Here is a 20,524-nt window from a genome sequence, read left to right as displayed (position 1 = left end):
AATACGGGGGATTTCAGTCTCTCAGGCAAATTGCCTTCGGATGCGCAGATACTCCTGCACATCGTTGAGCCGTCCGGTTCGTTCGGCCTTTCCGGCGGCCTGCTGAAGAGCGGCCGTGCGGTCGGGCAGGACACGCTGTCCGGCGGAGCGCTTCGGTCGAGCCGAACCGTCTGTCTCAAACAGCCAGCTCTTTTCCCGCCGGAGCCGCTCCAGCAGGGCCGGAATGTCGGCCTTGTCATTTTCCGCCAGCTGCTGACGAATCAGCAGACAGACGGTTTCGCCGTCGATTGCCCCGGCGGCCCGGACTGCCTCATCGAGCTGCCGGTCCGTCTGAATCCGGTCCAGCGTTTTGCGGAGTGTGTGATTCTCTGCATCCAGCCGGTCGCGTTCGGCCCTGATTTGAGCCAGTTCCTTTTCGGCGGCCTGGACCTGCCGGCGAATCAGGACGGCCTCCGGAATCGCTTCCGCACCGGAGGGGGTTGTCTGTTCCTGTCGGGGTTCATCGTTTGAGTGCGTCATAAACTCGCTCCTTTCCGATCAATATTTCCTTGTTTTGTCTGCTGCGCAATTATTCCGCCGTCGGCTCGAAGTCCGCCGGTTCGTATCCCAGTTCTTTGAGAATGTCCGCTGCGGGCACGCCGAGGTCTTTTTTGAGCTGGGCTTCTTTGAGCTGTTCGGCGGGCTCTTCCGGCAGCGGATTGGGAAAGCGCACGTCCAGCTGCCGCTCTTCGGGCGAGGTCGGAAAGACGCCCGCTCGGTCAAAGATATCCAAAATGATTTCGGCCATCCGCCGAAGCCCCTGTCCGTAGGTGTACTGCTTGCGGCTGTTGCGGGTGAGCATCCCCATAAAGGTCATCTTCAGGGCCACACCGGAGGTCAGATGGCCGATTTTGTTCTTGAGCACACCGGCGACGACGGGGGTTACGCCGCTGATTTTGTCCATCGCATCGCGGATATCGAGGATGTGCAGGTTTTCGCTGGGGCAGTTGTCGTCGCCGCCGAATTCCTGAATGGAGGCGTTCTCGTTGTCCGTACACCACATCCGGCCTGGCGAGACGGGCTTTTCACCGACGCCCTCGATACCCTTGGCCAGATACATCCGAAAGGCCTGCATCGTGAGCCGATTGGCCCGGTCGGACAGGCGCGTATTCAGTTCATCCTGCAGGCCGATGAGCTGCTCAACGTCGCTGATGCCCTCGTAGGCATAGGGCTGTGAAAGATTCTGAATATGCACCACGGGGAGATAGCCGAGCGGATTGGGGCCTTCGGCGACGCACTGAAAATCTTCATAGCGCTGGAAGCAGCGAGGGCCGATGATTTCTGTGATAGCGGTTTTGCGGCGGCCGGCAGGAATCGAACGCCTTCGGAAAAACCGCTCCAGAAGCGCCGGCGGCTGCTCCGGTTCGTTTTGCTCCTGAAGAAAATGCTGAATGTAATAACGAATAGTTCGGCAGTCGTCTTCTTCCAGGACCGGCAGGGCTCGGGGGGCTTCGACCAGGTCCAGGGCAATCTCGGAAGCGAAGGTGCGGATGCGCGGAAGGGATACGGATGCATCGGGAGTCTGAACGGAACGGCCGGGGGTGGCGGCCTGAAGATGTGCGTTCAGCCGAGCGCCGGGACGAATGATGCAGTCGACAAACCCATAGACCGCCCCGAGCACCGCCAGGTCCTGGAAGAATGCAGGGCCCCCGTTGGCCTCGAACACAGCTTCAAGAAGCGTCTGAATGGCTCTGCGACGAGAAGCACTGGGGGCCCTGCTGACGAATGAAACGCCTTTGCCGAAGAGAAAATCCACCATCGCACTGATGCGCCAGGCGATGTCATTTTCAATCACGACCTCCTTGCGGCGGATGTCGCGGACAACCCTGCCCGCATTGATACCGTCAGGGGAATCATACAGACGTCCGGTGATTCGCGGAGGCAGGCCCATTTCCTGCGCCTGAATATAGGGGCGGGCGGATTCTGCACAGCGGCCGTCGGCATCTTCAAACGAAACCGGACCGATCAAGCGGTTCTGATAATATTCCCAGAGGCGATGAAAGCGGGCAAACCAGGCGGGCCAATGGGATTGAATAAGCCAGTCAAGAAAGGGCTCCTTCAGTGCGGAATCCTGAAAAATCGTCAAATCAAACGCCATCGCTTGTCTCCGTTTTGCTTGTTCTCTTCTTTTTGTCTCTCTACCCTTGGCGCACTGTTGCACAAATGAAACGAAAAACGGGGATGAAACGGACGGCAGGACCTCAGACAAGTCCGAAAAAATCAATAATTTATCAAAAAAAGAAAATTTCTGAAAAAAAACGCCCGGTCCTGTTGCACTTTTGGACTGTTTTTTTCGAAAAAGTACATTTTTTTCTTAAGCCTAACCCTAAAAACTCCGAACCCCTTCTCAGAAATATTCCCAAGATACTTAGGGGAAAAAATCCTAAAAATTTAGGAGCTGAAGAATGGCAGTCTCAGCAAAAACCACATCTGTTATACGTTCACACTCCGAAAACAATCTCGCCTCTGAAGGCAAATACTTAACTTTTGCCATTGGAGAGGAAGAATTTGGGGTCGATATTCTTCAAATCCGCGAGATTATCGGCTACGTCCCCGTTACTCCGGTACCGAAATCGCCGGTTTACCTGAAAGGCGTATTGAACCTGCGAGGTCAGGTCATTCCGATAATCGACCTGCGTCTGAAATTCGGAATGCCTGAGAAGGAGATTACAGACCAAACCTGTATTGTCATCATCGAAACGCAGACAGCAGAAGGGGCAGTCCTGACCGGTCTGATTGTGGACCGGGTTTCAGAGGTTCTGGACATTGAGGCCGAACAAATTGAGCCGGCACCATCCCTCGGCAGCACCATCGATACCTCCTTCCTCCGTGGGATTGCCAAGACAAACGATTCAGTCAAACTGCTGCTTGAAATCGATTCTGTCGTTCAGCAGAGTGCTGAGGAATCGATTTAGTTCCTTTTTTTCTGAGGAGTCTGCGAATGGTCAAGAACATGAAACTGTCCACGAAGCTGTTTTTGGGATTTGGCTGTCTGGTTGTGATTACCGCCCTGCTGGGGCTGATCAGCTGGCGGGGAATAACTGAAATTAAGACGTTTTCTAACCTTCTATTCAAGGGCCAGCAGGCCGTTGGACACCTGAATCAGTGTGCCACCCTGCGGCGGGATTTTATGATTCATAAATTCGCCGCCATCGGCTCCGACAACAAAAATGCCGCCGAAAAATGGGGGGAATCATACAACCTGCTGGTCGCCGAATTAAAAGGATTGTCAGAAAATACCCATCTGACCCAGCAGGACCGGCAAATCGTGTCCAAAATGCTTTCCGCCAGCGCGGACTACCGCTCCCTGTTTGAACAGGGTATCGCCGCTCAGAAGAAAAAAGATGAGGCCGTCGGAATTTGGCGAACTACCGGTGCGGACATTACCAGCAGCCTCGACGAAGCCATGCGGAACGTCATTGACCCTGAATTCCAAAAGGCCGTTCAGGAAAACAACACTCAACAGGCCGCATACTGGGCCGAGTTTGACAAGCTGCTGAATGAAAATATCGTTCAGAACTTCCTGCTGCTGCGGGTCAGCGGCGTGTATCTGATTGCCAATGAGACCGACAAAGAATGGGACAATTTCCAGAAGCAGCTGCAAACGCTGCGAGACGGCCTTGCTGAATGGGCCCAAAAAACCGCTTCAGAGCCCAAACTGCAGGCCTATGCCTCCAAAATGAACGAGGCCGTCAATCAATACGCCCGTGCCGGTGAACAGTTTTATCAAAGCCTTCTGGACCAGCGCAAGGTCTACTCCCAAATGGTCGCCACCGCCAGCAACATCGTTCAATTGATGAACGAGCTGGATGAGCACCTGCAGAACGACCTGAAATCCACAGCCAATCTGGTCAACCTGACGCTTCTGCTGGCCTCCGCCGGCAGCATTGTCATCGGCATCGTCCTGGCCTATGTCATCACTCGAAGCATCACCAAGCCGATTCATCAGATTATTGCCGACCTGACCACCGGTGCCGAGCAGGTCTCCAGTGCCTCCGGACAGGTCTCGTCCGCCTCCCAGTCCCTCGCCGAAGGCGCTACCGAACAGGCCGCCGGGCTCCAGGAAACCTCCTCCAGTCTGGAAGAAATGTCCTCCATGACCAAACAGAACGCCGACAACGCCCAGCAGGCCAACACCCTGGCCGCTCAGGCCAAATCCGCCGCCCACGACGGCGCCGAGGCCATGAAGCGGATGACCGAGGCCATCAACGACATCCAAAAGAGCGCCGATGAAACCTCCAAAATCATCAAGGTCATCGACGAAATCGCCTTCCAGACCAACCTCCTGGCCCTCAACGCCGCCGTCGAGGCCGCACGGGCCGGCGAGGCCGGCAAGGGATTCGCCGTCGTCGCCGAAGAGGTCCGAAATCTGGCCATGCGGTCTGCCGAAGCCGCCAAAAACACGGCCGCCCTCATCGAAGGTTCCGTCAAAAACGCCAAAAACGGCGTCGAAATCTCCTCCGAAGTCAGCAAAAAACTGGAGGAAATCGTCGCCCATGTCGGCAAAACCACCGACCTGGTCGCCGAAATCGCCGCCGCCAGCACCGAACAGGCCCAGGGCATTGAGCAGATTAACACCGCCGTATCCCAGATGGACAAGGTCACCCAGCAGAATGCCGCCGCGGCGGAAGAATCCGCCAGCGCTGCCGAGGAACTGTCCGCTCAGGCCCAGCAGATGCACACCGTCGTCCAGCAGCTGGTGGCCCTCGTGGACGGCAGCAGCGGACAACAAACGCAGCCCCTCTCCTCGCATTCCGCATCGGCGGCATCCGCGAAAAAGACCCCGCGGCTGTCCTTAACCGATCAGACCTTCCATCACATCGCCGAAGGCAAGGGAAAAAGCAAGACCACGAACACGGCCAAGCCCAAGACGGCTCCATCGGCTGCCAAGCCCGAACCCAGCCAAGTCATCCCCCTCGAGGACGACTTCAAAGACTTTAACGGATAAGCCGTCAGCATACTCACAGACAGACCGGGCCGGAAACCATCCCGGCCCGTTTTGTTTTCTTTCTGAAATGGAAGTTTTGAAGAGAAGAACAGGAAAAAGGTCTCGTTTCCCCGGGCTTATCGCCCGGGGCTATTTCCTCGCAACCGCCCAACATCTCAGCGAGTCGGCAACAATCCCAACCCGCCGGGGTTTTTTTTCGCACAACGGAAATCTCTGAACCTCCCTGAAAAAAAAAGAGAAAGAATACTTCTCGTTTCCCCGGGCTTATCGCCCGGGGCTATTCTCCTTGCAGCCGCCCAACACGCCGGCAAATCAGAACCTTCTTGCCCCGCCGGGGGTTTTCGTTCTCTGAAGAAAGTCTCATAAAAAAGAAACTCTCCCCAAAACGAAATATTGTGAAAAGGCTATACAAACAAAAAGTCTGATAATCCTCCAGAGGAGAACAGCCGTATTTGTGTTTTAACCGAATGAATAACTGAAAGGGCGGAAAGAAAAATTTTACTAAACCCTTTTATAGGGTTCGTCGAATCTATCAATGTTTTCCGGCGGGTCTATCCGAAAATATCCCGAGGAGCCGCCGCTGTTCTTTTATGGAATCAAACAGAGTCGTTTACTTCTCCGATTCACATCCTGATTGGCTGTAAACAAAACCGTTCAACTTTTTTAATGGAGACCGCCTATGAAAACAAAACATGCGCTTGTGTGGGTTGCTTTTGCTGTCCTGACAGGGATTCTTTTGGCCGCCGATGAAGAACCGAAAGTCAATCCGAAGGTGACGGCTCTTCTGGAGCAGTTGACCAAGGCCGCTTCAGAAGCAGCACCGGATTTGTCCGAAGCCAAAACGGACGATGAAAAAAAGCAGCTGACGGAATCGCACGCCAAACTGCAGAAATTCATCACGGAAAAGCTGCTTCCGCTGTGCACCAATCCGGTATTTGTCAAGGAAACAGCGGCCCAGAACGCCAAGGGCGTTTCGCTGGATGAAATCAAGAAGATTGATGAGCAGTGGCAGAAGGCCGAGGAAGAACTGCCGATTCACAAGGAAAAACTGGGCAATGCCTGTGCGGCGGAAATCAAGCGGCTGGTTAAGGAAGTCCTGCCCAATCTGATCGGCGAATGCTTTGTGATGGACAATCAGGGCGCCAATGTCGGGCAAAATGTGATGACCTCCGACTACTGGCAGGGTGACGAGCCGAAGTGGCAAAAGTCCTTTAATGAAGGCAAAGGCGGCCTGATTATTGAGAAACGCAAATACGACAAATCCACCGACAGTGTGGACCAGAAGGTTTCTCTGCCGATTATAGACCCGGAAGGCAACGTGATCGGGGCTGTGTGCTGGGGCGTGAAAGTGGACAAACTGTAATCGGGATGCTGAACCTGCTACCAACTCTCGCAGACAGAAAGGGAACCGTTTATGGTGATCCAAAGAAAAATCGGCGTGCTGGCGATTGTTCCGCTGGCGGTTCTGGCTGTGCTGTCGCTGATTACCTGGCAGGCACTTCGCCGGACAACACAGCAGTTTGACCAGAGCGTCAATCAGGCCTTTACGGCTCTGATTGACAAGGAAATCAATCCGCTGATTGAAGAGACCTTCCTTCCGCTGATCAACACAGACATTCAGCAGCTTCAGCAGATGCAGGACGGCATCGCCCTGATGCTCGAGGCGGACCGAGATGTGCATCAGGCCCTTGTTGCGGAAAAGATGGCTCTGGCTGCATCTGACACGGACGAACTGAAAGCTGTGGAAGCGGTGCATACGGAAAATATCGACCAGGCCGCCGCTCGGATGGAAAAGGCCTCTGTCTGTTTCCAAACCGACCAAACCCGTCAGCTTTATAAGGAATTTCTGGCGGAATTTGAAAACTGGAAGGGCAAAACCCGCAGGGTTCTTGAGCAGTCGGCTTCGGCGGAAAAGCTGGTTTGGGCCCGCAAATCGAGCAACGGCGGCAGTGCGGCCCAGGCCTTTGACGCCATGCGGGACAAAATTGACAAACTCCAGCAGGCCCTCGAACAAGAAATTGCCGCCACGATGAAGGCCGTAGAAGCCAAAAAACAAACGGCTGACGCCAAACGGCAGCTGGTTAATGCGAAAAAAGAAGAGACGATTCAAACCGCTGCCGCCATCCAGAAAGCAGCCCAAAGAACCATTGCGGTTTTCCTGGCTGTCAGCATTGCGGCGGGCTTAACCGTCAGCATTTTGGCTCTGGGCATCAGCCGCTCCATCCTCAAACCGCTCAAGCGGGTTATTGATTCACTCCATGAGGCATCTGAACAGATTCACAGTGCCTCCGGACAGGTGTCCAGTGCTTCACAATCGCTGGCCCAAGGTGCAACTGAACAAGCCGCCGGACTCCAGGAAACCTCCTCCTCTCTGGAGGAAATGTCCTCCATGACCAAGCAGAACGCCGACAACGCCCAGCAGGCCAACACCCTCGCCGCTCAGGCCAAATCCGCCGCTCACGACGGCGCCGAGGCCATGAAACGGATGACCCTGGCCATCAACGACATCCAAAAGAGCGCCGATGAGACCTCCAAAATCATCAAGGTCATCGACGAAATCGCCTTCCAGACCAACCTGCTGGCCCTTAACGCCGCCGTCGAGGCCGCACGAGCCGGGGAGGCCGGAAAGGGATTCGCCGTCGTCGCCGAAGAAGTACGAAACCTGGCCATGCGGTCCGCGGAAGCGGCCAAAAATACCGCCGCCCTCATTGAAGGTTCCGTCAAAAATGCCAAAAACGGCGTCGAAATCTCCACCGAGGTCAGCAAAAAACTGGAGGAAATCGTCGCCCACGTCGGAAAAACCACCGACCTGGTCGCCGAAATCGCCGCCGCCAGCACCGAACAGGCCCAGGGCATTGAGCAGATTAATACGGCCGTATCCCAGATGGATAAGGTTACGCAGCAGAATGCGGCCGCGGCCGAAGAGTCTGCCAGCGCCGCCGAAGAACTGTCCGCTCAGGCCCAGCAGATGCACACCGTCGTCCAGCAGCTGGTAGCCCTCGTGGACGGCAGCAGCGGACAGACGCAGACCCTTTCCTCCCATTCCGCACCGGCGGCATCTGCGAAAAAACCCCCGCGGCTGTCCCTGACCGACCAGACCTTCCATCATATCGCCGAAGGCAAGGGGAAAGGCAAGGCCGCTGCCAAGCCCAAGACGGCGCCCGCAGCGAATAAGCCCGAACCCAGCCAAGTCATCCCCCTCGAGGACGACTTCAAAGACTTCAACGGATAAACCGTCAGCATACTCACAGACAGAACGGGCCGGAAACCATCCCGGCCCGTTTTGTTTTCTTTCTGAAATGGACGTTTGGAAGAGAAGAACAGGAAAAAGGACGCGTCTGGTTTCCCCGGGCTGATCGCCCGGGGCTATTTTCCTCGCAACCGCCCTGCACACCGGCGGACCGGAAGCTTCCCGAGCCGACGGGTTTTTTAACACCGGAAAAAACCTTTCTATCAGAGAAAAATATAGAAAACAACGCCGCTTCTTTTTCCCCGGGCTGATCGCCCGGGGCTATTTTCCTCGCCGAGATTCTCCGCCAATTGACAGAAGAGATTTTGGCCCCCGCTTTTCGGCTGGTTACTGGACGCCGGACGCTGAAGAATAGCCCCGTCCGCCAGGGCGGGGAAAAAGAGCAGGAAATCCCATCCCCATCTTTCCCCGGGCTGATCGCCCGGGGCTATTTTTTCTCGCCCAGAGCTTCAGTTATCAGTTGGCGGGAAGAAGGATGGGGCAAATCAGGTGGTTCTGATTTATTTGAGCGGCCAGCCGTCGGGGCAGTAGGTCAGCCATTTTTGTGCAAAGAGGGCAAAGTCCGCCAAGTCCACCGCATTCGTCAGGTCCAGATTTGCCGGCAGCGAGCCGACCGCCAGCCAGTCGGAGGCGAAATTGGCCAAATCATCGAGCGTCACGATACACACCCGCACGGACCAGATTTGGGTCCCGTCAAATCGAATCCAGCCGATGTTTTCGCCCCAGGCCCAGCCGCTCATCCGCCCCTGAGAATCAATCGTCACACCGCCGTAGGTCGGAGCGAAGTTGATCCAGCCGACATTCTCTCCCCAGGCAAAGCCGGAAAGATTGCCGGCGCCGTCATTGGCCACGCCGAACCGCACATTGCGGCAGTTGTTGGTATTGACGCAGTGCAGATTAATCCAGCCGATGTTTTCCGCCCAGACCCAGCCGCTGACCTGATTGGCGTCCAGCTGCATTCCGCCGCCGACATCCGGCTCGGCATTGAGCCAGCCGGCGTTCTCCGCCCAGCCGTATTGGGAGCCCGTGTTGTAGGGGTCAATGTTTTCCGCCCGTCCAAACGCCCCCAGCACAACCAGCCAGATCATCCACCGGTTTTTCATCGTTTCTTCTCCTTTGAATCCCGACGGCTACGGGGCATGATTGGTCCCGACCGTGCAGCCGGAGGTATAGAGATTCACGTAGCTGCCGCCGCTTTGATTGTTGTTCACGCAGGTGTTCTGATCCACCAGACATCCGGAGGCGTAAATACCGTTCTGCTGATTCATATAGGCCGAATTCCTCACAACCGTCGAACCCACGATGACAAAGATGCCGCTGGCCTGATTGTTGGAGCATGTATTGCCGCTGAGAACACACGCACTATAGGCACGAATCCCGTGGTTCTGATTCGACCGGACGGTATTGTCCGTCACAACACTGCCGTAGCCGGCAAAAATCCCATAATCGCCGTTGTAGTAAACACTGTTGCCGCGTATGGTGCTGGTCGAATTGGTCGTAATCCCGCTTTGTCCGTTGCGGCTGCTGACATTGTTTTCTATCAGATTATTTTCTCCGGCTGCAATGCCGACCTGCGTATTGTAAGATGTATTGCATCCGCGAATGATGCCGCCTTCGCCGGTGGAAATCCCTGTCTGATTCCGATTGGCCGTGCAGCGTTCCACCTTTGCACTGTTGCCAACAGAGATTCCGGTCATGCCGTTGTTTTCCGCTATACAGTCTCGAACAATGATTCCGCCGCCGGTCGTTGTATCGGTGGTGCTGGTATTCAGATAAATGCCGTGATTGACATTGCTGAAAACGGCAATCCCCAGAATCTGAACATCCGCGTCATTGAGGGAGCTGTTGGAAATTCCGCAACGAAAGGCGCGGATGGTTCCGTTCTTAATAACAATATTTTTTCTCGTCCCCCCCGCCAGAGCGATTCCATCCGCCCCTTTTGTGCCGACAAAGGTATTTTCAATCCGGAAACCCATCAAATCGAGTGTCACATGGTCGGCCATCACCCGAATGCCGCCTTTGTTGGTGGGCACAATGACATTGTCCGTCAGATAATAGCTGCCCGGTTGGGAAATTATATACGTATAGGCGCTGTCACCCGGCGTATTGGCCGCACAAACCGCAATGCGGGGCTCAATCTGGTCCAGGGGCTTCATCGTCCCGCTTGTGGGCGGAGCCGAGGGATTCAAATCGCCCGCCGTCGCCGCCGCCATCCAAACTAACATCCACCCCGCCAGCCCTCTTGCAAACGTCCTGCCGAACATAACAATTCTCCTTTCAAACGCAGTACTTTTGGGAACACTCTGTCAAGGCAGGGTCGTTTGGAATGCCCCCATCAATGTGCTGCCGGCGGCTTTCTTCTTCGTCCTCACCCCGACGTTTTTCTGTAAAAAGCAAAGCAATTTTGCCTATTTTATCAATTTATCGTCAATTTTTTCAAGAAAAAACCTGCCATCCTGTTCGAAAACAGCCGCCTTCTCCGTGTCCGATAAAAACTTATTTTTCCGACAATTGCAGGAATAATTCCGCCAGGACGACCTCGGCCTGCGGGGTGTTGAGCAAACCGAACCAGCCGTAGGCGATGGTGCCGCCGTCGGCGGTTTTGGCAAGGACCAGGCCGTCCCCATAGGAATGGCCCTGCCGGTCTTTGAGCACAAGGAGCGGCCGGCATTCGACGTGATGCGGACTGCGAACAAACGGACGCCAGCGGCGGTCTCCGGAGGCCGGAAACGGAATAGGTTGGGAAAGGACCTTCCTCTCTGACGAGGGTTCGAAAAACAATTCTTTGTCGGCAGGCGGCTGCTCCCAGCCCCCATTGAGTGTGAGGCCGTATCGGGCTGCATCGTTTACGACCTGTCCGTGTTCGTTGTAATAAAACGGCCAGGGCTGCGCGGGCAGCACCGCCAGAATGCCGCCGGATTTGACATAGGCTTCCAGCGCACGGCGGACATCGCCCTCCTGAAAAACTGTTGTGCGATAGGTCTCGCCGCCGGCATACAGCACCATCGAATAACGCTCCTTCGTTAAGTCCCCGCCGACCACCTCTTCCCACGACAGGATTTTCAAATCGCTTTTTTGTTTCAGCAAAAGCCAAAACGCCGTCGAGGACGGCTCCGGCAGCACAGCAGCCGACCGTTTTGTGAATGCCTCCTGCAGCTGTTTCTGGACATCCGCCGACAAAACCGGTTCAACCGTTTTGGGGGCGTGAAGCATCGCTCGAAACTCGTGGCTGAAGCAGACGGTGAGTTTCAAATAGGCATCACCGTATTCGACCGACGGCTCTATTTCACTGCCCTCGTGCCACTCATTAAAACTGGTAATCAGAATCCAGTCGGGCGCCGCCCGGACGGCCGCCTCCCATTGCAAAGCATAAAGTTTGCCATCCAGGCGAGGCACCTTCAGGCCCGGCGTGCGAATCTTGGTATCATCATATCCGGGAATAACGGTTAAGGCGGCGATTCGGCCCTGCTGTCGGGCTGTTTGAATCCATTGGGGATAGGTTTGGGCACACCAGGTTCGCAGCTGCGGCAATGTTTTGCCGGCCAGCTCACCGGCGGGATTGTAGGTGTGAAGCCCGTCAAAGACCGCCGCCGTCCCATAGGAAAAACCGTCGCCAATCAGAACCGCCCCGCCCGGAAACTCGGCTTCCAGCCGCTGTTTGACCTGATGCCAGCCGAGCAGCCCGATTTCCTCGACGGCCCTGCCGTACACAAAAACGACCGGTTTGCCGTTGTGCCGGAGCCAGGCCGGATGCGAAGCATATTTTTGCAGCACATTGCGGAGAATGTCGCTGCAGGCCGACTGCGGCGTCTGCGGCGGGGGAACTGTTTCGTAATAAACCGTCGCCGTCAGGCCGTACCGCCGGCAGGCATCGAGGATTTGCGGCATCGCGCGGTCTTCATAAGAACCCGCTCCCCACCAGCTGACAATCAGCGTATCGATGCCGCTGTCCTGGGCCTGTCGGCAGTGCCGGTCTATCACCTGCGGACAGTGGGAATCATAGGCCCCGCCGCGCGGATAGTGTGTGCTGTCGGAAATATCCCGTTTGTCCGGATTGATGCGCCCCCAGTGAACGACTCGGCCTGCCCCGCCCGGGCCGTCGGGGGTGCCGTACCACGGATAGTAAAACGCCATCACCCGCCGGGCCGGCTGTTCTGACGGCTCGGCGGCAAAAACACACGCCGTCAAAATCAGTCCAGCGACAATCCGTAAACATCCCGTCAATCGATTCATAACTGAAGCTCCTCGAAAGCAGTTTATTGTATCCGGCCGCAAACACCGCTTCCATTCCTTTCCGGCCGCTACCAGCGGACCTGTCGAATCTTGCCGCTCGGTTTGAAATAATTCACAAAGAAGTACCGCAGTGCATCGATGGGGTGGTCATAGACGCCGTCTTTGACGGGGGTCTCTGTGCAGCCGCCGGCCGGACGCTCCGGATAGTGATAGCTCTGCATGGCCTCAATCAGGCGGATGCACCGGGAAGCAATCAGAAGCCGGCTGGTGCCGTCCCCAGCCCGAAGGTGCCGGCGAATCAGCTCCAGACCGTTTTCGATGCGGCTCGGACAGGACTGAACCGGAATGCCGCAGGATTTGAGGACCTCCACCGGTGTAAGCCCGCTTTCGTCGCTGGGCTGTTTGCCCGCCGGGTCGCAGAAGGTGCGAACGGGCTGTCCGCCGGGTGTGCGGCGCTTGATTTCCTCCGCATGGGCGGCCAGCGTCCGGCGGGACTGGACATACTCATCAACCACGCGCACAGTCCCGGCCCGGTCAACCTGAATCCACAGGCACACAAACGGATGAACATAGCCGAAATCAATCGCCCGATACAGCGGCAGGGCGGCGTCCAGGTCGAACGGACGGACATGCACCGCCGGGTCAAAATCTGCAAAGACAGCATTCTCCAGATTGGGCCGGATGCACAGCATCTCCGATTCAAAGGCCGCCCGGCTGCTGCGGCGCATCTGCGCAATGCAGTCGTCAATCAGCAGAAATCCGTCGGAATGCCTCGCCCTGCCCTGACAATCACTGTTGAGGGGGCATCGGCTGCAGCTTCGCTCGGGCCCGCAGCGCTGAATGACCTCCCAGAGGCACCACTTGAAAATCGGAATGCCCGAAACAGCGGCATCGGACAGAATTTTCTGCATCAGCCCCCATGGACGATGCATCGTACTGAGACACTCCATCGCCCCCTGAAGAGCGCCGCGGCTTTTTACACAAAACTTTCCGGCGCTGAAAATCGCCTCGTCAAACAGCTCGACCTCATCGCAGCGGAGTTTCTGCACGTGGTGACCGCGAAGGGCCCGCTGCGATTGGGCCAGAAGCCGAACCTGTGTGCCGTTTTTGAATCGGCACCGCTCCCGGAGCAGTCGGCCATCAAGTTGTTCGGGAAAGGCGCTCTGGACAAAATCGGTCAGATATTCATACATTCGTCCGGCCTGGTCCAGCGAGCCGGCGACAATGCGTGTGCGGCAGTCTTCTTTGAAAAGTCCCTCCAAAAGCGTTGCGATCGCCGCCAGCTGTGTTTTGCCTCCGCCGCGGTTGGCCCAAACGATGCAGTCGCCGCTGATTTGCCCTGCCGGACGCAGCGCGGGAAAATCCGTGCGCCAGCTGTGCCAAAGGTAATCCATCGGGCTGCTGTGCTCCGGACAGACCGATGCGGCCGGCACGCGAATTCCCAGATGCGATTCCAGAAACTCTTGCAATTCGGCACGCGTCTTCGGCGGAGATTTCAGCGGAAACGAATCAAGCGGCTCCCGAAGAAAATGCTCTGCGGGGCTGTCGGGAAAGGCGGGGATCATACATGCTCTCCTTCAAGGGTGTCAATCTCATCGATGTTTCAGCAACGACAAGCAACAGCTGAGTGTTGAAAAAACTCGGGATGTTTCGGTTGAAAGCCCTGTTTTGCCTGTTTGTCCTCCTTTATCAACAGCGAACATTATACCAGATTTTTTCGTTTTATCAATATTGATACGGCGGATTTTTTCCCCGTGTCAGACTCAGTTCCCACCGGTTATCCACAAAACCGATTTGCGGTGTGGATAAGCCGTTTATAAGAAATTTTTTTTCTCTCCAACTCATTTGTTTTTCGATATCTGTCCGCTGTGGAAAAGAAACTGTTAAAATTCCATTTGCATCGGAATTCCACACGGGTCTATCATAGCCGCTGTTTAAAAAACGTATCGAATAGGCCGAACCGAAAACACAACTTTGCTTTTGACACAGAAAGAAGGGAAGAAACCCATGGAGGCCGTCTTCACGGAAGAAATCAATGCGATTCAGGACCATCTGGCTCGCCAGATTGGTGCTCAGCAATATCAAATTTGGTTTCGAAATGCCACACGTATGACGCTCCGGGAAGAGTGTCTGGAAATCGCCGTGGCCAATCCGTTTATCTCGCAGTGGATTCAAAGCCACTTTGAAAAGCCGCTGCAGAAGGCGATGGAGGCGGTTCTGCATCAGAAACGTCCGATTCAGTACATCACCGACCGCACGCTCAGTCCTGCGGCCAAGCCCAATGGGACCGCTAACGGCTCCGCTGGTGCGGCGAAATCGAGCGCATCTGCCGCCAAACGCACCGAACCGCTGAAAATGAGTCTGGATACGTTTGTAGTCGGGGCCAAAAATGAGCTGGCTTACAATGCGGCCAAAACGGTTGTTGAACAGGAGAAAAGCCCGTTCAATCCCCTATTTTATCACGGCGGATATGGAGTAGGCAAAACGCACCTGCTTCAGGGCATCTGTAATGAAATCGCCCGCCGGCGTCCGCATGCCAAATGGCTGTATCTGTCGGCGGAAGACTTTGCTAATCAATACGTTCTGGCTCTGAAAACACGAAAACTCGACGCCTTTCGAAACCGCTTCCGCAATCTGGACCTTTTGGCTATCGATGATATCCACTTTTTGTCCAACAAAAATGCGATGCAGGAAGAGTTTCTGCATACGTTCAACAGCATCGATTTGGCGGGCAAGCAGATTGTGCTGGCTTCGGATGCCCACCCGAAGGAAATCGGGGCCCTGTGCGAGAAACTGGTCAACCGATTCGTCTCGGGGATGGTGATTCGGATTGACCCGCCGGATTTCGATACGCGCTGTCGGATTCTGATGCACCGGGCAAAACGAATGGGCCAGCCGCTTCGCAAAGAGGTGGCCGAATACATCGCTGGTGCCGTCAGTTCGAGCGTGCGCGAGCTGGAAGGGGCCCTGCTGAAGGTGATGGCCTACAGCACACTCACCCAAAAACCCGCCGGGCTGGACGAAGTGCGGCAAATCCTTTCGGAGCATATCGCCCGCACCGACCCGGTGGTGCACAACTCCGACATTGTGTCTGTTGTGGCGGAGTTTTTCGACCTGAAGCCCGCGGATATTCACTCGGCCCGGAAAGAACGCACGGTCTCGCTGGCCCGTTCGCTGGCGATGTACCTGACGCGGCGGTTTACCAAGATGTCGTTTCCGGAAATCGGCAAGGCGATGGGCAACAAGAATCACGCCACGGTCATTCTGGCCTGCCGGAAGATTGAGGAGGCCCTCGAGCGGAATACGCCGCTTCGGTGGCGCAGCGCCGCGGGTTTTCGCTCGGTGCCTGCCAAGGAGCTGCTCGAGCGGCTCATCGAAAAAATCTCCTGAAACGAGGCTCAGGGATTTGCCGGCACCTCGGGCAGATACCGAGCCAGGGTTTCCTCCAGCCGCTCCGGCGAAATATCCATCGCCGCAAGCCGCCCCTGCGGGTCCACTAAAAACAGGGAAGAACCCCGAGCAGCAAACAGGGTTCGATAAAGGGCTGTGTCCAAATCCAGAGGACTCAAGAGCAGCCCGATTTTCCAGGGGATTTCCCTCTTCTCAGAAAAATGACGAAGGGCCTTGAGTACAGATGTATTTCGTCGTTCATAGGCAGCAAACGGCTCCAGGCATACACTCAGCACATCCAGCCGACCCGATGGCTGATGCAGCCGATACAACTGTTTCAATTCCTCTAATGTCTTCTCATGCTGGAAAGGTCCGGAAATCATCACAAAATCCATCAGCAGATAGCGGCCGGTGTAATCGGACAGAAAAATCGGATGCCCCTGAAGGTCTTCCATCGCAGGCAATTCCAGCGGTTCTCCGACTGTCAATTCCCGGAACGGCTTTACCGCAATCTCTCCGATATCCACAGGTTTTTCATAATCCCCCTCCCTAACGGCCGGAGGCACCTCGAAAACTGTATGAATTTTGCCCAGAGACTGGAAGTGCCATTCCACCGAATCACGCACAGCTCCCGGCCGGTGTACCGTTCCCGACAAAATATAACTTCCCGGCGGAACCCCGTCTGCGATAAATGTTCCATCGGACCGGACTTCCGCCTCGATCAAGAACGGCTCTTCGGTTTGGTCAGTTTTTTGGTAATACGCTTTCATCTGCGGCGTCTTCATCAAATCTGCAATCCATTGCTGCTGCTCCTCCGGCGTCATCAGAAAGTAATCGACCGGCATTTCAAAGTCCGGAAACGGCTCCGGTTCCGCTGGCGGCACAGAGGCCTGAATCGACAGGGAAATGTGCTCCCCGGAACGCCCCTGCATGTCCTCCGTCAGCCGCAGCCGTCCCGTCACGCGGCGGCCTTCCCTGCCGAGTTCTATAAAGACAGTCTGCCCGGGCTCAACCTGAATCGGGATAGTATCTGCAAAACGTATAATTCCAACACCAACCGGCTGCGAACGAGCGATCCGAAGCCGACCGGGCAGAACACGGGAAAAAACAAAGGTCCCCCGCGAATCGCTTGTCGTGTCATAAGAGGCCATAAAAGGAAACGCCAGCCCCTCTATTACGGGTAAAGAATAAAGAGAAAGGGTCTGATTCGAAACCGGTTGGCTGTTTTGATAAACTCTTCCTTCCACCCGAGACCACTGCTGAAGAGTCAGAGAACCGTTTTGTTCAAGAGATTCACCTGAAACAATCGCCAACCCGTCCTTATGCAGAACGACCACCGCATAAACACCGGAAATCGGCGGCAGCACAAACCGGCCTTCTGAATCGGTACGAGCCGCCCGGCGGGTCGAATCCCGGACATACCCATTCTCCAGAGCAAGAGAGCGGTCCTGCTGAACGACATACACCTCCGCCGATTCGGCAGGTCCTCCATCCGGCAAATACACCGTTCCGGCAGGTCCCCGACCTTTAGCAAGAAAGATATCCTCAACGATGTCCCGCCCCTGATTGATATACACCTTGCTTTGGGCAGGCCAATACCCCTCGGCCTCAATCTGAACCGCCCAGCCGACATCCTGATAATACAGCATCTGTTCATAGACTCCATTCGTACAAATTCTTCTCTGGCTGGTTTGCCAAACGGGCTGGTGGCTGTTATTCCAGTCAATCCCGGGCGTCATCTGAAACCGCTCCACCGGAAGACCGGTTTGGGCATCCAGTACGCGGCCGGTCAGTTTGACTGTTGGGTAAAGAACAATTTCATACCGATTCTGCTGTGACGCGGTTATTGGATAAGCCTGATAAAAAACATATCCTTCTTTCTGGACCAAAAACTTCACTTCATCCGGCGGCAAATCTTCGAGGATGCAGAATCCCGTTGCATCCGTCTGGACCTGGTGGGGAAGCGTTCGAGCTCCTATGGAGAACAGAGATGAATAGCCCCAGCTATCCGCCCGCAGCATCACAGACGGAATTGGATATCCTTTCGAGTCGATGACTCGCACAAGAACCTGATATCCGGAGCTCAGGGTAAAATTCACGTCCTGAAGATTCTCTTCAACGCTCAGCTCCCGCAGGGCCGGTGCAAACCCGCGTGCGGTTACCGTTATGGTCAGATTTTGAATTGTGCAGTTTGTCAGTCTGTAGCGACCATCCACATCAGTTTTTGTTTCTTTTACACCCCGCATAAATCGGTCAGCCCCTGCAAAGACACGGGCTCCCTCAATCGGACGGCCTTCAGAATCCGTCACCCGACCCGAGATGACGAGTCCCTGCTTCATTAGGACTCGAAACGTCTTATTCCGCAAATCCTCCGGCAGCGGCTGAATGCTGAACGGATTTTCCGGAACATACTCCGGATGTTTCACGGCAATGCTGAAGGTCCCATAGACTAAATCGCATGGGAAGGATTGGAGTTCCCATTTTCCGTCTGCATCAGTTTTGAGCTCGGCATCCTCAATCAGAGGATATTCTTCCTCTTGGCTGGTTTGATGAAGGGAAAAATCGATTGCTGCCCCTTCCACCGGTTTGCCATCGATCGTTTCCACTCGGCCGCCCACTGAGCATCCCTGCCGAAGAGAAACCCGCCTCTGAAGCGGCAAAACCAACGTATCGCCGGGAGAATTCAGACCCCAGTACAGTTGAGCTCCGACATAGGGTGCTTTGCGTATCTTCACTTCGAGAAAAGCCATCTTTGACTCATAATAGTTCAGCTCATACCGGCCGAACTGATTGGTAAAGGCGTTTTTGGGAATATTTATTTTGGGATTCATATCAAATTTCAGCTCGGCGCCGGGAATGGGTTCGCCGGTGACGGCATCGACGACCTGAATGCCCAGCACACCGGTCCGCCAGTTGTCGGCATCGACCGCATTGGGGTCAAACCAAACCGGTCGGGCCGGTGCGACAGCCGCTGCGGCCGGCGGCTCGGTCTGCTCTTTTTCAGCCCCCGGCACCGAACCGGCGCGGGGCACAATCGCAGAATGCTGATTGGGCTCGGCGGGCGGCGGCGGCGGCGGAACAGACTGTTTCTGCAGGTCTTCCAGGACCCGCAGGGCCTCGGGCGTATTGATTTGAGCCAGATAATCCAGCACCGCCAGCCGGGTCGGCTCCGCGCCGGTCTGATACAGCGCCGCCAGGGCCGGGACATTTTTCGTGTCAAAGAAATACCGGGCCTGACGGAGCTGGATTTTCGTCTGTTCCTCCAGCTGATTTTGATTCTGCACAACCGGCACAGCGGAAATCCGGTCGGCAGGAGCCGGTTCCGACACAATCCCTTTTCCTTTGAACGGTTCGTGCCGGAATTCGATGTCTTTGCGGCTGGGCAGCATCAGCCAAACGGCCGCCCCTGTCATCACCACCGCCGCCGCCGAAACAACCCAGCCCCAGCGGAGCGGACGGCTCTGGCGAATGGGTCCAGCCGCCAGAAAGGCCTCTGCGGCCCGCTCCGCCTTGTCCGACAAATCGGCACGCATCGTTTGACTCCACTCCGAAAGATACCGGTCGTGTTTTTCCAGCTGCCGGGCAAGCTGTCGGCAGGCAGCACACCCCTCCAGATGCCGTTCGAGCCGCTCCTGCTGCGCCGGAGCAAGCGGCCCCAGCAGCCGTTCCGCAAGAAGTTCGCAAATGTCCCGGCAGGCATCCTTCATCCTTCCCGTCCTTTCCGGAGCACTTCGCCCAGCAGCCCGACGGCCTCTTTGAGCCGCCGATAAATGCTGATGCGGGACACGCCGAGGGCCTGGGCCACGTGGTCAGCCCGACGGCCGTCAAAATAGTACATCAGCAAAGGCACTCGCAAATCCGCCGGCATCCCGGCAATCGCCGATTGAAGTTCTTCATAAGATGTTTCCAAACAGTCTTTTGCGGCAAAAATCTCCGCCGGAAAAGAAAACAAGGACGTCTCTTTTCGCCGGCGGCGAAGGAGATTACGGGATTCATTTTTGGCAATCCGACGGATCCATCCTTCAAACTGTTCAGGACAGCGGAGGGTTCGAATTTTCATATATCCCTTCAAAAAAACCTCCTGAGCCGTATCCTCCGCATCCGTCGGATTTCCCAAATACCCCAAACACACCATATAGACAGACCCATAGTATTTGCGGATAAGGTCCGCATAGGCCTGCCGGCTGCCCTGCTGGGCCTGCTGTACAAGGTTGTCTTCCGCCGCCGCCAAAAAAACTCCTTTCTGCTCTCCTTACTTATAGACACCGTTCTGAGAGAAAATTATCAAAAAAACAGATGAATATTCAAGGTGGAGTATGTCGATATTGAGGGGACAAAAAAAGAAGGGAGGGCCGCCGATGCTCTCCCTTCTTTGGTTTGAATGGCTCTTCTCGTACAGGGCTTAGCGGGCCTTGGGATTTGCGGCGGGCGTTTACCATCGGCCTTGTGTGCGGGTCACTTTTCGCCGTCCCTTCCCCGGCTAAGATGGCCTTTTGGGTCACTGATTAAGAGCCATTAACTTGCTGTCTGGTATTTCGGCAATCGTCTGAAAAAACATAAATAATTTTGTCTTCCAGTATTACTACGCAAACTTTTATTTGACGTTCGCAGCGGCTTTTTTATCAGACGGAAAAAATTTTTTGATTTTTTTTCTGCCTTTCTCG

The 20,524-nt window shown here is 55.4% G+C and carries 13 protein-coding genes; 5 read left to right on the top strand and 8 right to left on the bottom strand.

The genetic code is table 11. The annotated features are described in order from the left end of the window. Positions 1–21: 21 nt before the first annotated feature. On the bottom strand, positions 22–519 hold the full coding sequence (locus tag WHS88_07495) for a hypothetical protein (GenBank protein MEJ5260015.1): 498 nt from the start codon (positions 517–519) through the stop codon (positions 22–24). A 49-nt stretch (positions 520–568) separates the two neighbouring features. After that, positions 569–2,137, bottom strand: a complete 1,569-nt coding sequence (locus WHS88_07490; protein ID MEJ5260014.1) for a phage portal protein — start codon at positions 2,135–2,137, stop codon at positions 569–571. A gap of 307 nt (positions 2,138–2,444) precedes the next feature. Between WHS88_07490 and WHS88_07485 the strand changes: the two genes are divergently transcribed. The 4 genes from WHS88_07485 to WHS88_07470 all read left to right on the top strand — a co-directional run bounded on the left by WHS88_07485 (position 2,445) and on the right by WHS88_07470 (position 8,219). After that, on the top strand, positions 2,445–2,954 hold the full coding sequence (locus WHS88_07485; protein MEJ5260013.1) for a chemotaxis protein CheW: 510 nt from the start codon (positions 2,445–2,447) through the stop codon (positions 2,952–2,954). A gap of 26 nt (positions 2,955–2,980) precedes the next feature. Next, positions 2,981–4,987: a methyl-accepting chemotaxis protein gene (locus WHS88_07480; protein ID MEJ5260012.1), complete on the top strand. Its 2,007-nt coding sequence runs from the start codon at positions 2,981–2,983 to the stop codon at positions 4,985–4,987. Positions 4,988–5,666: 679 nt separating this feature from the next. After that, entirely contained in the window at positions 5,667–6,350 is a 684-nt protein-coding gene (locus WHS88_07475) for a hypothetical protein (GenBank protein MEJ5260011.1), read from the top strand. Positions 6,351–6,401: 51 nt separating this feature from the next. Continuing rightward, complete coding sequence (locus tag WHS88_07470; protein MEJ5260010.1) at positions 6,402–8,219, top strand: methyl-accepting chemotaxis protein; 1,818 nt, start codon at positions 6,402–6,404, stop codon at positions 8,217–8,219. 518 nt (positions 8,220–8,737) lie between these two features. On the opposite strand, the gene WHS88_07465 is transcribed toward WHS88_07470, so the two are convergent. From WHS88_07465 to WHS88_07450, 4 genes are all read right to left on the bottom strand, one after another. Next, positions 8,738–9,340 (bottom strand): hypothetical protein, encoded by a 603-nt coding sequence (locus WHS88_07465; protein ID MEJ5260009.1) that lies wholly within the window; start codon positions 9,338–9,340, stop codon positions 8,738–8,740. Between the two features lie 27 nt (positions 9,341–9,367). After that, positions 9,368–10,501, bottom strand: a complete 1,134-nt coding sequence (locus WHS88_07460) for a right-handed parallel beta-helix repeat-containing protein (GenBank protein MEJ5260008.1) — start codon at positions 10,499–10,501, stop codon at positions 9,368–9,370. Positions 10,502–10,733: 232 nt separating this feature from the next. Further along, complete coding sequence (locus tag WHS88_07455; GenBank protein MEJ5260007.1) at positions 10,734–12,470, bottom strand: hypothetical protein; 1,737 nt, start codon at positions 12,468–12,470, stop codon at positions 10,734–10,736. Positions 12,471–12,538: 68 nt separating this feature from the next. Next, positions 12,539–14,035, bottom strand: a complete 1,497-nt coding sequence (locus WHS88_07450; protein MEJ5260006.1) for a hypothetical protein — start codon at positions 14,033–14,035, stop codon at positions 12,539–12,541. Positions 14,036–14,477: 442 nt separating this feature from the next. On the opposite strand from WHS88_07450, the gene dnaA reads away from it, so the two are divergent. After that, positions 14,478–15,860: a chromosomal replication initiator protein DnaA gene (dnaA, locus tag WHS88_07445; protein ID MEJ5260005.1), complete on the top strand. Its 1,383-nt coding sequence runs from the start codon at positions 14,478–14,480 to the stop codon at positions 15,858–15,860. Positions 15,861–15,868: 8 nt separating this feature from the next. On the opposite strand, the gene WHS88_07440 is transcribed toward dnaA, so the two are convergent. After that, complete coding sequence (locus tag WHS88_07440; protein ID MEJ5260004.1) at positions 15,869–19,567, bottom strand: carboxypeptidase regulatory-like domain-containing protein; 3,699 nt, start codon at positions 19,565–19,567, stop codon at positions 15,869–15,871. Continuing rightward, positions 19,564–20,091, bottom strand: coding sequence for a sigma-70 family RNA polymerase sigma factor (locus tag WHS88_07435; protein MEJ5260003.1), 528 nt, complete (start codon positions 20,089–20,091; stop codon positions 19,564–19,566). Before WHS88_07435 ends, WHS88_07440 begins: the two co-directional genes overlap by 4 nt. Positions 20,092–20,524 lie beyond the last annotated feature (433 nt).

It is taken from the genome of Anaerohalosphaeraceae bacterium, assembly GCA_037479115.1.
GTDB lineage: Bacteria > Planctomycetota > Phycisphaerae > Sedimentisphaerales > Anaerohalosphaeraceae > JAHDQI01.
The sequence above is the reverse complement of the archived record's forward strand: the minus strand, read 5'-3'. Positions and strand labels throughout refer to the sequence as shown.

What these genes read in the sequence shown, in the direction of transcription:
- WHS88_07495 (MEJ5260015.1), bottom strand. Translation starts at nt 519, where the DNA reads ATGACGCACTCAAACGATGAACCCCGACAGGAACAGACAACCCCCTCC.
- WHS88_07490 (MEJ5260014.1), bottom strand. Translation starts at nt 2,137, where the DNA reads ATGGCGTTTGATTTGACGATTTTTCAGGATTCCGCACTGAAGGAGCCC.
- WHS88_07485 (MEJ5260013.1), top strand. Translation starts at nt 2,445, where the DNA reads ATGGCAGTCTCAGCAAAAACCACATCTGTTATACGTTCACACTCCGAA.
- WHS88_07480 (MEJ5260012.1), top strand. Translation starts at nt 2,981, where the DNA reads ATGGTCAAGAACATGAAACTGTCCACGAAGCTGTTTTTGGGATTTGGC.
- WHS88_07475 (MEJ5260011.1), top strand. Translation starts at nt 5,667, where the DNA reads ATGAAAACAAAACATGCGCTTGTGTGGGTTGCTTTTGCTGTCCTGACA.
- WHS88_07470 (MEJ5260010.1), top strand. Translation starts at nt 6,402, where the DNA reads ATGGTGATCCAAAGAAAAATCGGCGTGCTGGCGATTGTTCCGCTGGCG.
- WHS88_07465 (MEJ5260009.1), bottom strand. Translation starts at nt 9,340, where the DNA reads ATGAAAAACCGGTGGATGATCTGGCTGGTTGTGCTGGGGGCGTTTGGA.
- WHS88_07460 (MEJ5260008.1), bottom strand. Translation starts at nt 10,501, where the DNA reads ATGTTCGGCAGGACGTTTGCAAGAGGGCTGGCGGGGTGGATGTTAGTT.
- WHS88_07455 (MEJ5260007.1), bottom strand. Translation starts at nt 12,470, where the DNA reads ATGAATCGATTGACGGGATGTTTACGGATTGTCGCTGGACTGATTTTG.
- WHS88_07450 (MEJ5260006.1), bottom strand. Translation starts at nt 14,035, where the DNA reads ATGATCCCCGCCTTTCCCGACAGCCCCGCAGAGCATTTTCTTCGGGAG.
- dnaA (MEJ5260005.1), top strand. Translation starts at nt 14,478, where the DNA reads ATGGAGGCCGTCTTCACGGAAGAAATCAATGCGATTCAGGACCATCTG.
- WHS88_07440 (MEJ5260004.1), bottom strand. Translation starts at nt 19,567, where the DNA reads ATGAAGGATGCCTGCCGGGACATTTGCGAACTTCTTGCGGAACGGCTG.